This is a genomic window from Escherichia sp. KCJ4928, assembly GCF_004352695.1.
Taxonomy (GTDB): domain Bacteria; phylum Pseudomonadota; class Gammaproteobacteria; order Enterobacterales; family Enterobacteriaceae; genus ECMA0423.
Window position 1 is genome coordinate 1 of record NZ_SJWV01000849.1, and the last position, 255, is coordinate 255.

General features: G+C 63.9%; 1 pseudogene. It reads left to right on the forward strand.

Annotated elements, in window-relative coordinates:
- Positions 1-255, forward strand: a pseudogene (locus tag E0D98_RS27055) (conjugal transfer protein TraO); the annotation flags it as partial.

The following is a 255-nucleotide window of genomic DNA, read 5'->3' on the forward strand; positions in this document are numbered from 1 at the left end:
CCCGCCCCCCGGTAGTGGCGGCTGCAATGTGGGGTACCACTGGTGCTCCCGGGATAAGCTCACACGCCTCACCACCCGGTACCGGCACATCACCACAACCACGTCTGCAGGAGGCCAGTCTGGCAACACCGGCAGCTCGTACAGGGATACAGCTGATACCGGCACTGACCCGCGTACCTGCCTTCATTGATACGGAAGTGGACTCTGACAATGCTGTCTCCCGCGTGGTGGCCTCCGTACCTGCCGGCCCATGGG